Origin of the sequence: Gaetbulibacter aestuarii (genome assembly GCF_039537665.1) — a bacterium.
Lineage (GTDB): Bacteria > Bacteroidota > Bacteroidia > Flavobacteriales > Flavobacteriaceae > Gaetbulibacter_A > Gaetbulibacter_A aestuarii.
This window is the reverse complement of sequence record NZ_BAABAY010000001.1, coordinates 555,307-567,831: the sequence shown is the minus strand read 5'-3', so window position 1 is coordinate 567,831 and position 12,525 is coordinate 555,307. Positions and strand designations below refer to the sequence as shown.

Annotated in this window: 12 protein-coding genes and 1 tRNA gene; 5 read left to right on the top strand and 8 right to left on the bottom strand. The window is 37.0% G+C overall.

Translation table 11 applies throughout. The features are described from left to right. Positions 1-53 precede the first annotated feature (53 nt). The 7 genes from ABD682_RS02405 to ABD682_RS02375 all read right to left on the bottom strand — a co-directional run bounded on the left by ABD682_RS02405 (position 54) and on the right by ABD682_RS02375 (position 4,437). Complete coding sequence (locus tag ABD682_RS02405) at positions 54-650, bottom strand: hypothetical protein (protein ID WP_344738614.1); 597 nt, start codon at positions 648-650, stop codon at positions 54-56. A 141-nt stretch (positions 651-791) separates the two neighbouring features. After that, complete coding sequence (locus ABD682_RS02400) at positions 792-1,262, bottom strand: hypothetical protein (RefSeq protein ID WP_344738612.1); 471 nt, start codon at positions 1,260-1,262, stop codon at positions 792-794. 147 nt (positions 1,263-1,409) lie between these two features. Continuing rightward, positions 1,410-2,174: a DUF6090 family protein gene (locus ABD682_RS02395; RefSeq protein WP_344738610.1), complete on the bottom strand. Its 765-nt coding sequence runs from the start codon at positions 2,172-2,174 to the stop codon at positions 1,410-1,412. A 162-nt stretch (positions 2,175-2,336) separates the two neighbouring features. Next, positions 2,337-3,041: a TPM domain-containing protein gene (locus tag ABD682_RS02390; RefSeq protein ID WP_344738608.1), complete on the bottom strand. Its 705-nt coding sequence runs from the start codon at positions 3,039-3,041 to the stop codon at positions 2,337-2,339. A 150-nt stretch (positions 3,042-3,191) separates the two neighbouring features. Then, a complete protein-coding gene (locus ABD682_RS02385) occupies positions 3,192-3,692 on the bottom strand; it encodes a hypothetical protein (protein WP_344738606.1) in 501 nt (166 codons plus the stop codon). Positions 3,693-3,961: 269 nt separating this feature from the next. After that, positions 3,962-4,046, bottom strand: a tRNA-Leu gene (locus ABD682_RS02380). 13 nt (positions 4,047-4,059) lie between these two features. Beyond that, the gene (locus tag ABD682_RS02375) at positions 4,060-4,437 is read right to left on the bottom strand and encodes a GIY-YIG nuclease family protein (RefSeq protein ID WP_344738604.1); all 378 of its coding nucleotides are present in this window, start codon (positions 4,435-4,437) and stop codon (positions 4,060-4,062) included. A 141-nt stretch (positions 4,438-4,578) separates the two neighbouring features. Here ABD682_RS02375 and ABD682_RS02370 point away from each other — a divergent pair, with 141 nt between their 5' ends. From ABD682_RS02370 to pth, 3 genes are all read left to right on the top strand, one after another. Next, a complete protein-coding gene (locus ABD682_RS02370) occupies positions 4,579-5,520 on the top strand; it encodes a ribose-phosphate pyrophosphokinase (RefSeq protein WP_344738602.1) in 942 nt (313 codons plus the stop codon). Between the two features lie 54 nt (positions 5,521-5,574). After that, entirely contained in the window at positions 5,575-6,243 is a 669-nt protein-coding gene (locus ABD682_RS02365) for a 50S ribosomal protein L25/general stress protein Ctc (RefSeq protein WP_344738600.1), read from the top strand. A gap of 75 nt (positions 6,244-6,318) precedes the next feature. Beyond that, the gene (gene pth, locus ABD682_RS02360) at positions 6,319-6,936 is read left to right on the top strand and encodes an aminoacyl-tRNA hydrolase (RefSeq protein WP_344738598.1); all 618 of its coding nucleotides are present in this window, start codon (positions 6,319-6,321) and stop codon (positions 6,934-6,936) included. A 3-nt stretch (positions 6,937-6,939) separates the two neighbouring features. On the opposite strand, the gene ABD682_RS02355 is transcribed toward pth, so the two are convergent. Next, complete coding sequence (locus ABD682_RS02355) at positions 6,940-9,645, bottom strand: zinc-dependent metalloprotease (RefSeq protein WP_344738596.1); 2,706 nt, start codon at positions 9,643-9,645, stop codon at positions 6,940-6,942. A gap of 173 nt (positions 9,646-9,818) precedes the next feature. On the opposite strand from ABD682_RS02355, the gene ABD682_RS02350 reads away from it, so the two are divergent. Both ABD682_RS02350 and serS read left to right on the top strand, forming a co-directional pair. Next, on the top strand, positions 9,819-10,754 hold the full coding sequence (locus ABD682_RS02350) for a bifunctional riboflavin kinase/FAD synthetase (RefSeq protein ID WP_344738594.1): 936 nt from the start codon (positions 9,819-9,821) through the stop codon (positions 10,752-10,754). An 88-nt stretch (positions 10,755-10,842) separates the two neighbouring features. Then, positions 10,843-12,114 (top strand): serine--tRNA ligase, encoded by a 1,272-nt coding sequence (serS, locus tag ABD682_RS02345; protein WP_344738592.1) that lies wholly within the window; start codon positions 10,843-10,845, stop codon positions 12,112-12,114. Positions 12,115-12,525: the final 411 nt, after the last annotated feature.

Below are 12,525 nucleotides of genomic sequence, written 5' to 3'. Positions count from 1 at the left end.
ATATTCTCGGTGATAACTAGCAATTATTTATAGCCATTGTTGTAACCCGTTTTTTATTTCATGTTTATGATAACATTGGTTAATCCTGTGAACCAAATCAAAAAACCCATACCAATCTGCCATTTAATCTTTTTATGATACCAGATGAATAAACCATACAGAATTAAATAAAATAAAATCCATTCCAAACCAACATTTCCAAACAAATGTCCAGAGGCTCTATCCCAGGCAGGTTGAATGAGAAGAAAAGAGCCAAACATGATATTGGTTTTATGGAGTTCAGAATTCTTCGTTCTATTTCGAAATGCAATCCCAATGAGAATTGTTGCAAAAACCAGTTGACTGAAAACCATTATTGATAATGGCTCAAATTTTTTTAAGTAAAGAGGAAGTGTAGTTATTAAAAATCCTAAATAAATTATAAAACCGATTATCCCGGTTCTCATATGAGCTTTGACATTATTTTTCTTTATTAGCCCATTTTGAACAATTAGAATTGTGAACCAGCTAAAAGCAAAAAATGCATGAATCAGAAATTTTGGTTGAGAATTACTAGGTTGACCTACGTCTGTAAGCCAATTGTCGGAAAATCCAATTAGCATAATTATCCAAAGAATAATACTTAAAGTTAAATAGAAGTGTTTTTTCATGGTTTGAATGGTTTAGCCTTTAGTGAGCAATGGATTATAGCCTTTTTTGGCAAATCGTTTTTATTTTGATTTTACTTCGGTTATTGGTATTACTTCTTCTTCGATTTCATCCAAATTCAATGTTGGAATTATTTTTTCTTCTTAAATTCTTATGTCTGAACAACTTTTTAGTTCAGCTCTTTTTTTAAATTCTGTTAAAATTTTCTTTTTCCAAGAATCAAAATTTGTAAAATCAATATTCTCGATAAAAATATCTTTTTTATTTAATTTTATTGTGTCAATACTCCAGGGCTGTCTTGCAACAAGCGTTAATTTGTTTTCTGATTGAAAAATTGGTTTGAGAGTTAAAGTGTCTCCTAAAAGGTCCGAATTGTTTTCCAATTTCCAAGTTGACCAAATCAACAAATTGTCTTTAAATTTATTTTTTAGAAGCCAAACATTTTCGTCATCTGATGACATGCTCAAAACATAATCTCTAGTTATTTTATATTCATTATAATTGCCTGCACTATCGCAAAAACACCAAGTTCCAATTGTAGCATGAAAGTTTTTTTCGGCTTTGCCACAATTTGTTAGCATAAGAAATATAATTAAGGATATTAATTGTCTCATTTCAAATGATTGCCAACGATTCGTATAACCGTCAGTTACCGGTTAATATGCGTTAATTTTCGGTTTAGCACAGTCTTTAGCAATTCCCAGTGGATTCGGACGTAGGCGAATCCGCCGTAATTGCGGTTATACATTATTATGCTTTCGTTATTTTTTATCAAGTTCGTCATCAATCAAGTTCAAAATAGATTCTATATTCCTTCTTACAATTGATGCTTCATTATTAGTAATTACACATTGTTCAGATATAGTCAAAAAATAATCGTCAATATCATCGTCATCAATTATTTCCTTAACTACAATACTCTTGTCTTTATGTTTAAAATTGAATTTATCTGATTGCCATAATCCGTTAAATAATAGTTTAACATTATGATTGTTGGTTATGTAGGGAAAAAAATGATTAATACTGTAGTTGCGCAAATCTTGTTCATATTCCGTTAGTCTGTTTACTTGACCAGACCAATTGGTCAGCATACTTTTCAAAGTGTCGTTGGTTAAAATGTATAATTTTCCAGATGATAACACTTCATTTGTTGTTCCTGTCACAGGGTCAAAAGTAGGTGTATTATTCAGAGTTAATAAATCTAATGCTATAGTGTCCGCAGGGAGGTTTTCAATAAGTTCTTCTTTGATGGAAAGTATCCGATATGATGCGTTAATCATGTTATTTCGCATCAGGATTTTATTATCGATTTCCGTTAAGTTTTCTTTATATTCATTTTTAAGTTGTAGCAGTATTTGTTGTTCTTTACTACGATTAATTCTATTTTCATTCCAATCATTAATTTGTAGAGCAATCAAAATCCCAATAACCACAAGTACTATTTCTCCAATAGCATATTTTAGGTATTCCCCTGTTTTGCCTTCTAACAGTAAATTTTGCCTAATTTTTCTAAAGAATTTTATCATTGGTTAGTGGTTTCTGATAATGAAGCACAAGGTTTCCTATAAGGTTTGTGGCGTGATTAGGTAACCAATTTAGCAAATAAAACCGAACCGTAGGAAAATCCGCAGGATTTTTGCGGAAAGGTAAGGAACTAGTAATGAATTTTACACGCTGTTGTACACCGTTTATATTCTTTCGTTAATTTTGTCAATCATTATTTTTAGTCCTTTTGAGTATTCTTTCTCTTTGAATAATGGTTTTAAGAATTCAATAATTTCCTCACATTCTTTATCTGTCAATTCTTTTTTTAATTTATTATCAGTTGATAATCTGATATTTCTATCATTTTTATCTAACACGACAATTATTCCGCCATTTTCTTGATACTTCCCAATTTTCCAATTATTCCCTTGTTCAATTGAATATTCAGTTATGTCCTTATATGGATAGAGGTCATCTATTGTAACAATCATTAATTGAACCATTTTTTCTTTTTCAAGATTCTCGATTTTTAATTTAATTTCATCTACTTCTTTATTATTTAATGTATTATCTATGTCTAAAACTCTTGTGAATATACTTCCAAGAGCATAGTATTTAATTTTATATTTTGGACAGTTTTTCCATAAATGACGAGTGGTTATATAATTCAAAACATTTAATTCACTTAAAGGGTTAGAACCATTTTTAATTTTTTCGTCTAAATTCTTGAGTGATTCTTCTTGAATCAATTTCATTTGTAATTTTAATTGATTCTCAATGTTATCATCAATTTGATTGCATAATTTTTCTGTTAAATTTTCAGATGGTTTAGAATCTAGGTTTGTTGTTATGCGATTAGCTTTACAACTAATGAATAAACCTAGTAAAATTATAATTGAATATTTCATTTCTTAAATGGTGTACAACGTTTGGGTTATGAGTAGTTGCGTGGTTTAGCATTTAACTTTACAAGTATACACCGCGCTGAAAATTCCGCAGGAATTTTCAGGATAGGCGAGAATAAGCAATTACTTATAGCCGCTGTTGTGGCGCGTTTCTTATTCTCCAAGAGCAAGTACAATTTCGTATATTTTTGTCCCGTTCCTATCATAGAAATATGCATTTTTTCCACCTAGTTTATCCCTTGTGAATTTGTATTTAATTTGCTTTAAATATTTCTTCGTTGATTTATTTTCAATATCCGCTTTGCCATTTAACAAAAGAGTATGAAATTTTGATTCGTATTCAGCGATAGGTAAAGTTCCAACTGTCCTATCCTTTTCAAAAATAGTGTCTGAATTAAATGCTTTTAATTCATCAACATATGATTTTATTCTATGGTCAGACCAATTTTCTAAATCGTTTTGAAATAGGTTAACTAAATCATTTCTGTTAAACTTTATTAATACAATTCCGTTATCAACACCAACCTTAACTGAATTTTCAGGAAGTGTTTCCAGGTTAATCCTTTTCCTTTTGGTTCTTAAAATAAACGAACTCGAGCAACTTGAAATACCAAGAACTAGAGTTAGAATTAGGATTTTAATTTGATTATTCATTCTTCCTTAATGCGCTACAACTCGTTATATGTCCACAAGATATGTTTTTATCCCGATAATATCACCTTTAAACAACAGTTTTTGTTGTATTTATCCTACATGAAAACATGAAATAATTTAAAAGAGACAACTAAAAGAGGCAACTAATAGAAAAAGATATTTAGAGATCTTAAAAACCTAAGATTTTATCCAATTGTGGGGAATAAGTGGGGAAAATAAAAACGCCCTGCCTTCAATATCATTGAAAAACAGGACGTTAAAATTTAACCTGGTACTCAAGGTGGGAATCGAACCCACACTTCCGAAGAAACTGGATTTTGAATCCAGCGCGTCTACCAATTCCGCCACTTGAGCATTTCTTCAAATATTAGAAATTGTTTTTATTATTTCTAATGATTCGTAACTTTTCTTTTCCTACTCCAGACTTCCAGTACTTTTCTCGCTTTCTGGCTTCAGATCTTGAACCATCAATCGTTTCTGAAAAAAGTAATTCAAAAGGCATGTAGGGCTTGGTTGTTTTTTCTCTACCACTATTGTGCCGTTCTATACGATCTTTTAAATCCTCGGTCATTCCCACATAAATGTAGTTATTACTGAGGCTTGAAAGGGCGTAAATATAGAACATAAGAACATCACAAAAGAACTTCCGAAACCTCGGCGCGCCTGCCTGTCGTGAGACAGGTCTACCAATCCAACCTCCGGTTGGCAGATCCGCTTTACCTATCGAAGATAGGCTCTTGAGCATTTCGGGCTACAAAAATATGTAATTTTTCTAAATCTCAATCAAAAATACTCAGTAATATACTTTCAAGGTAAAAATAAATGTCTAAATTTGCACCTCGTTAAAAAACAGACCGTTTTATCGCTATAAAACAAGACATTAACCATGCCGATAGTAATTACAGAAGCTAAAATTTTTGCGTGTACGCAGAGTCAGGTGCTTGGAGAAAAAATCGCCAAATCTTTTGGCGTGGAATTAGGTAAAGTGATTACCTCAAAATATAGCGATGGCGAATTTCAACCGTCATACGAAGAGTCTATCCGCGGAACCCGAATATTTATTATCGGTTCTACCAATCCCGGACCGGAAAATTTAATGGAAATGCTTTTGATGATCGATGCTGCGAAGCGCGCCTCTGCCCGTCACATCACTGCCGTTTTACCTTATTTCGGCTGGGCCAGACAGGATAGAAAAGATAAACCTCGTGTACCGATCGCTGCTAAATTAGTGGCCAAGATGTTAGAAGCGGCCGGAGCAACACGCATCATAACCATGGATCTGCACGCCGATCAAATTCAGGGCTTTTTCGAAAAACCTGTAGATCACTTGTTTGCTTCAACCATCTTTTTACCTTACTTAAGAAAGTTGAATTTGCCAAACCTAACCATTGCATCCCCGGATATGGGTGGTTCTAAAAGAGCCTATGCCTATTCCAAAGCTTTAAAAAGTGATGTGGTGATCTGTTATAAACAACGCGCCAAGGCGAATGTGATTTCACACATGGAACTTATTGGTAATGTTGAAGGAAAAAATGTGGTGCTTGTTGATGACATGGTTGATACGGCAGGAACTTTAACGAAAGCAGCTGATCTGATGATGGAACGCGGTGCCCTAAGTGTTAGAGCTATTTGCACGCACCCCATTCTTTCGGGAAAAGCTTATGATAATATTAATAAATCAAAATTAGAAGAACTTATCGTAACGGATTCCATTCCTGTGAAACCGCTAAGTGATAAGATCCGGGTGTTAAGTTGTGCCGATTTGTTTGCAGAAGTGATGGAGAAAGTACACAACAACCAATCGATAGCTTCTAATTTTATAATGTAAGCGGCAAAACGGCTCACCAAAACTGTATATTAATTAAATTATATAAATAGAAAAATGAAATCAATTACAATCAAAGGATCTCAAAGAGAAAGCGTGGGCAAGAAAGCTACAAAAGCCTTACGTAATGCTGGTCAGGTTCCTTGCGTATTATACGGAGGAGATAAACCAGTGCATTTCTCTGCTTTAGAAACAGAATTCACTCACCTGGTTTATACGCCAAATGCGCATACCGTTGTGATTGAATTAGACAATGGCGAAAAATTACACGCCGTACTTCAGGATATTCAATTCCACCCGGTGACGGATAACATCCTTCACATCGATTTCTATCAATTATTTGAAGATAAAGAAATCTCAATGAACATTCCGGTTCGTTTGGTAGGAAACTCCAGAGGTGTTAAAAATGGTGGTGTATTAAGACGTAACAACAGAAGATTACGTGTAAAAGCACTTCCTGCTAACTTGCCTGATTTTATCGAAATCGATATTACACCATTAAAAATTGGTGATAACGTTCAGGTTGGTGAATTACCAACTGATGGATACAGATTCTTACACACGGACAACACTGTGGTTTGCCAGATCAAAACGGCTAGAACTGCGATCGTTGATGAGGTGGATGAAGATGAAGAATTGCTTGAAGGTGAAGAAGGAGCAGAAGGAGCAGAAACTCCGGCAGCAGAAGGAGCAGAAGCACCTGCAGAAGCAAAAGCTGAAGAATAAATCATTCTTTAACATAAAAAGAAAAAGCATTCTGTTATCAGAATGCTTTTTTTATTTTTACCAAAACTCACAACTATGTTTTGGTTTTTTAAACGCGGTTCCAAAAACGATTCGAAAGAAGACACTATGAAAAAGTTTCTCATTGTAGGTTTAGGAAATATTGGTGAAAAATACCATAATACGCGGCATAATATCGGGTTTAAGATCCTTGATTTTTATGCTGAACAGGAAGGCTGCACCTTTGAAACTCAAAAACTCGGCGATATCGCCAACCACAAGATCAAAGGAAGAACCTTGATTTTTCTCAAACCGAGCACTTATATGAACCTTAGCGGAAAAGCAGTGTTGTATTGGCTTGCCAAAGAGAAGATCCCTCTGGAAAACCTCCTGATCATTACCGATGATCTCAACTTACCCTTTGGAACGCTTCGTTTAAAAACGAAAGGTAGCGACGGTGGGCATAATGGCTTAAAGGATATTCAGGATAAATTGAATACCACAAAGTATAACCGCTTTCGTTTCGGTATTAGTGATGCTTTTAGTAAAGGGCGTCAGATCGATTATGTTTTAGGCGAATGGACGGAAGAAGAAGATAAAAATCTTCCGGAGCGTCTTAAAAAATCCGTGGAACTTATAAATTCGTTCGTGCTTGCCGGAGTCCATACTACCATGAACGAATTCAACGGAAAATAAACTTTAGTTTACCATAATTTTTTTGATCACAGATCGCCGATTGTCGTCTGAGATCTTCAACAGGTATAAACCTGATGCCACCGTATTCAGGTGAATTTGTTCGTTGAAACCTGGTCGGCTAGTGAAGTTTTGCTTATAAATACTGCGGCCGCTAATATCGAAAGCTTCAATTTGTATCGTTTTAGAATCAGCACCATTTAACTTCACTGTAAAATCTCCCGAATTCGGGTTGGGGAACACGCTAAGGTCGTCAAATGCCACAGCCTCATTAATGCCTAACGTTGCTGTAGTGGTACAAAATTCAAGGTACCAATCGTTCAAGGTTCCGGTATCTCCCGAGTAGTTATCTGTTACAGATAATCGCCAGGTGCCAGCCATATTCTTTCCATCAAAATCGCCCAGAGTGCCTACGGGAGTATAGGTTCCAGCCGTTGGCGTATCACAAAACACGGCGGGAGCACCATCTTCAAATATGATATTGAAATCATTGTCACTGGTATTGAAACAATTTTCATTCCATAGCACAACACTGGTATTATCAGGAGCAGTAACAACCACTTTAAGATCGCTAATAAAGGTATGCGTTACATCTACATTAACCTTTACGTCGCTAATGGATCCGCTATTGGGTACAGTGATAGTACTGGTGGTGGTGCGTCCGTCAAGAATGGCCAGATTTAAATTGCTGCTCGATGCATATTGTTGGTTGCAGGTCGTTGTTACATTATAACCTATGGCAAAATCTACCGGATTTATGGCATAGTAAATATTGTTTATAGGTTGTACCATAACGCGACAGAAAGGTGCCGCCAGGTTTGGCACTGTAATTTGTTCGGAGCCGTCGTTTGGGGTATTCGACTTTAATACGGTATCATAGGTGTAACCGCCATCGGTAGACAGTAAAATATTCACATTTTGGGTGTTCACGCCTGCCGGATCGTTGGTGTTGGCAACATTCCAGGTAATGGTCTCGGTGGTATTTTTTGTCCAACTGATGTTGCTTGCGGTTTGCGAGGTCACTGTAAACGGTCCTACCGTGGTTGAAGAGGAACTATTGATCACATGAATCTGCATGGTGTCATAACTTGTCTGCCCGCCACTTGGAGTCGACGGACTCCGGTCGCGAACGGTAAGCGCCCAATTCAAAAAGCGATCTACGGTGGCAACGGTTTCCCAATCACTTCCCAGGCCAGGATTCGTTTGTGTGATCTGACCATTCAGCACACTTGAAAGTCTTGGAATATAACGATCCGGCGAACTACTCGGAGGTAACGATCGGTTCATAGGTCCGGTGCTAAGAGTCGGACCGAAATTTTGGTAATTGGTAACACCGCTGTCGGTTTCTTCCCAGCAATAGGTCAGGTTATCCGAAGGATCTGCATCCGTAGCGGAGCCTTTTAAAACATATGGCGTTCCGGCGGGTATCGTGTAATCACCTCCCGCATTGCTTACAGGTGGATTGTTGGAGATCACCTGAGTTGTTTGGCAACTTTTGGTACTCAAATTTGCAAGGATCTGTTTGATACTTTGATAGTGAAAGTAGTCGTCACTATCCGGTTGCAAATCATTCTGTCCTGTAACCCCGGCGTATCCCATGATCGTACTGCCGCTTCCGGGTTCTGATTGCACATTGGTGCTTTCCGAAGTATAAGCAAAGGTATGATTCGCTCCCATTTGATGTCCGATCTCATGGGCTACATAATTAATGTCGAAAGTATCACCCTCAGGCACCCCATTGGAAGGCGAAGAGTACGCGCTACCTTTGTTATGATCGGTGGTAGCTGCTGTATCATTTTGGCACACACAACCCAAACAACCGGCGTTTCCACCGCCACCCGAGGCTCCAAATAAATGCCCAATGTCGTAAGCGTTATTACGTTCGTTTAAATTAGCGCCCAGTTCGGTATTGGTAGATAAGGTATTTTGAAGTTGTAAACTCCAGCCGTCGGTGGTGTTAAAATTAGCGCTGTCTGTCCCTACACTCGCATCGGAATAGGGGTCGGTAGCCGCGTTATTAAATATTAAACTCGTAGCATCGACCAGTTGAAAGGTTACCGCCAGATCTGTTTCAAAAACCTCATTCACGCGCGTCAAGGTGACATTAATTGCCGCAAGAGCATCAGCAATAGCATTACCATTACCATTGTTCCCGTCGTCGTGATAGGCCGTGTATTCTGAGGTTGTTGAAATAGCAATTCTAAAAATTTGCAAGGTTTGGTTATCAGCGCCACCTTCTGCAAGTTTAGCGGTACTGGTTTTGTTGATCGAATTCTCCAGGGTTGCCATCGTGGCACAATTAAAAACAGAGCTATTGTCGAGCTTCATGTTTTTATCATAAACCACATAATTTGAAGATCCTTTTGCTACAGGTTCCATAAAAACAGTTGCGGTATTTGGTGCAGACATCATACTGTAAATACCCTGCGGAGAAACACTCAAACGCACGCGTATCTTACTGCCGTCAGTAGCGAAGCCAACATAGGATCGGATATTAGGGTATTTTGCGGCTAATGAAGGTACAAATACCGGGCGCTCTGTTAGTTTAAAAGGATGGATTGTTCCTGAGGCATCGGGGAGTTTTATAAAAGCATTATCAGGATCTTTGTTAGTTTGTAAGGAAGAACTAACGCGACTATCGGACAAATTATATATTGTGGATTCCTGCGGATTTATATGGAGTTTCTCAAGCTTTGGTGGGACTTGGTCCAAACGTTTTGGTTTCCAATAGTCATTTTGTGACACAACTGAAAAGCTGCATAAAAATATGGTTATTGAAAAAACAAAATGTAGATTTGTTTTGAAATAGCAATATGGACTCAAAAGCATGAGACTTTTTTAACAAATCTAATTGATTTTTGTGATATTAACAATCTAATACCTGGATGAGTAAAGTAGAAAATCTTCAAGATTACACCTCTAAAAACCCTACAGTAGTTACCATAGGAACCTTCGACGGAGTTCATATCGGGCATCAAAAAATTATTTCACGGTTAATTAAAAAAGCTAAAAAAGACCGATTAAAGGCGGTTGTGCTTACTTTTTTTCCGCATCCGCGCATGGTTCTTCAAAAGGATATCAATATTAAATTAATAAACACCATCGATGAACGTACAGCCATTTTAAAAGCAACAGGCATCGATTTTTTACTGGTAAAAACCTTTACTAAGGCGTTTTCCAGAATGAAAGCCGAAGATTTTGTAAAAGAAATTTTAGTTGATACGCTTCATGCAAAAAAAGTAATTATTGGTTATGATCACCGTTTTGGACGCAATCGCAATGCTGATATTACCGATCTTCGAATTTTTGGTGAAACCTATGGTTTTGAGGTTGAAGAAATTTCCGCTCAGGACATTGATGATGTTGCTGTGAGTTCTACCAAGATCCGTAAAGCCTTATATGCAGGCGATATGGAAACAGCCAACGCCTATTTGGGTTACCACTTTATGCTCACCGGAACCGTGGTTAAAGGTAAGGGTATGGGCAAAGAGCTTGGCTTTCCAACAGCTAATATTTCTATAAAAGAAGATTATAAACTTATTCCGAAATACGGTTCTTATATAGTGCAGTGTCATATAGATGGAAAAAAAGTTTATGGTATGATGAATATTGGCGTGAATCCTACTTTCGATACCGATAAAGAATCCATTGAAGTGCATTTCTTCGATTTTGATAAGGCGATCTACAACAAATCCATTCAGGTAGATCTTTTAGCACGCTTGCGCGATGAGCAAAAATTTGATTCGATTGAAGGCTTAAAAGCACAACTTCAAAAAGACAAAATTACAGCGCAGCAATACCTTAAAAATCTTAAAAAGTAACAATCCTTTCAAGCCCGGGATTTTACCTCCAAAATAGTTACCGACTATCTGAGTATTTCCTTAAATTTGTGGCTTAAAATTTTAATGCATGTTACAGGTTTCATACATAAGAGAACATAGAGATGACGTGGTAAACAGCCTCGCAAAACGCAATATTGATGCCGGCACGATGATCGATGAGGTTATTGCTTTAGATGAGGAGCGCCGAAAAATCCAGACCCAATTGGATAATACGTTGGCTGAATCGAATACCCTGTCTAAAGAAATTGGAAACCTGTTCAAATCCGGAAAAGCGGAGGAGGCCAACGTTCTAAAAAAGCAAACCACAGCATTGAAAGAGGCTTCAAAAAGTTTAGGAGATGCTTTAAATGCTACGGCAGACAAGTTGAATGAGTTGCTTTATAAAATCCCGAATGTGCCTAATAATTTGGTGCTCAGTGGAAATACGGACGAAGACAACGAAGAAGTATATCGCCAAGGTGATGTGCCGGCTTTACACGAAGGTGCTATGCCACACTGGGATCTGGCCAAGAAATACGATATCATCGATTTTGAATTAGGAAACAAAATTACCGGTGCCGGATTTCCTGTGTATAAAGGAAAAGGCGCTCGGTTACAACGTGCCTTGATCGCTTATTTTTTAGATAAGAATACTGCAGCAGGATACACAGAATATCAATTACCACATTTGGTAAATGAAGCTTCAGGTTTTGGTACGGGGCAATTACCGGATAAGGAAGGGCAGATGTATCATGTTACCGAGGATAATTTATACCTGATTCCAACAGCTGAGGTTCCCGGAACGAATATTTTCAGAGATGTCGTTTTGAATGAAAGTGAGTTACCTGTGGCACTAACGGGATATACACCTTGCTTCCGCCGTGAAGCAGGAAGTTATGGTGCTCACGTAAGAGGACTAAATCGTTTACACCAGTTTGATAAAGTTGAAATTCTGCGCGTGGAACATCCGGATAACTCTTATGCGGCACTGGACAGCATGGTGGAACATGTAAAAACCATATTAAAAGAACTCAAATTACCTTATCGCATTTTGAGATTATGTGGTGGCGACCTTGGATTTACCTCGGCACTTACCTATGATTTTGAAGTTTTCTCTACAGCTCAGGATAAATGGTTGGAAATATCTTCCGTTTCAAATTTTGAAACGTTTCAGGCCAACCGCTTAAAACTTCGCTTTAAAAATAACCAGGGTAAAAATGAACTGGCACATACTTTAAATGGTAGTTCGCTGGCATTGCCTCGGGTTTTAGCAGGGATCTTAGAAAACTATCAAACCCCTGAAGGCATTCGTATTCCTGAAGTATTACAGTCGTATACCGGTTTTGATATTATTGATTAAATTTGTAGGAAAAAGAAATCGAAAAATTCAATTCGAAATTTAAAATATCGATAAAGTGCAATTTTATTCGGTTGTTTAACGAAAAAATTCGATAAAATTTTGTTTTTATGGAGATTGTTAGGAAGTTTATCACAACTTAACCGATCAAACTGCCTAGACCATGAAAAACCTTAAACGCATTTTCATTTTAATTGCCTTAATTTTTTTCGCAAGCAAAATACTTTTTTCAGATTTTGGAACCTCAAAGTCTGCTGAAAAAACTTTAGTAGTAGCTCGTAAATAATAGATTCCTAAATAAGGGTAAATGTTTTTAGAATCTGTTTCTTATCAGCTTAACAATACACTTTTTTAAAAAGCTGTCCCCAATCTAGTTAACGTTTATCTACTTACAGTAAGTTGATAAAACATGTA

What these genes read in the sequence shown, in the direction of transcription:
- ABD682_RS02405 (WP_344738614.1), bottom strand. Translation starts at nt 650, where the DNA reads ATGAAAAAACACTTCTATTTAACTTTAAGTATTATTCTTTGGATAATT.
- ABD682_RS02400 (WP_344738612.1), bottom strand. Translation starts at nt 1,262, where the DNA reads ATGAGACAATTAATATCCTTAATTATATTTCTTATGCTAACAAATTGT.
- ABD682_RS02395 (WP_344738610.1), bottom strand. Translation starts at nt 2,174, where the DNA reads ATGATAAAATTCTTTAGAAAAATTAGGCAAAATTTACTGTTAGAAGGC.
- ABD682_RS02390 (WP_344738608.1), bottom strand. Translation starts at nt 3,041, where the DNA reads ATGAAATATTCAATTATAATTTTACTAGGTTTATTCATTAGTTGTAAA.
- ABD682_RS02385 (WP_344738606.1), bottom strand. Translation starts at nt 3,692, where the DNA reads ATGAATAATCAAATTAAAATCCTAATTCTAACTCTAGTTCTTGGTATT.
- ABD682_RS02375 (WP_344738604.1), bottom strand. Translation starts at nt 4,437, where the DNA reads ATGCTCAAGAGCCTATCTTCGATAGGTAAAGCGGATCTGCCAACCGGA.
- ABD682_RS02370 (WP_344738602.1), top strand. Translation starts at nt 4,579, where the DNA reads ATGCCGATAGTAATTACAGAAGCTAAAATTTTTGCGTGTACGCAGAGT.
- ABD682_RS02365 (WP_344738600.1), top strand. Translation starts at nt 5,575, where the DNA reads ATGAAATCAATTACAATCAAAGGATCTCAAAGAGAAAGCGTGGGCAAG.
- pth (WP_344738598.1), top strand. Translation starts at nt 6,319, where the DNA reads ATGTTTTGGTTTTTTAAACGCGGTTCCAAAAACGATTCGAAAGAAGAC.
- ABD682_RS02350 (WP_344738594.1), top strand. Translation starts at nt 9,819, where the DNA reads ATGAGTAAAGTAGAAAATCTTCAAGATTACACCTCTAAAAACCCTACA.
- serS (WP_344738592.1), top strand. Translation starts at nt 10,843, where the DNA reads ATGTTACAGGTTTCATACATAAGAGAACATAGAGATGACGTGGTAAAC.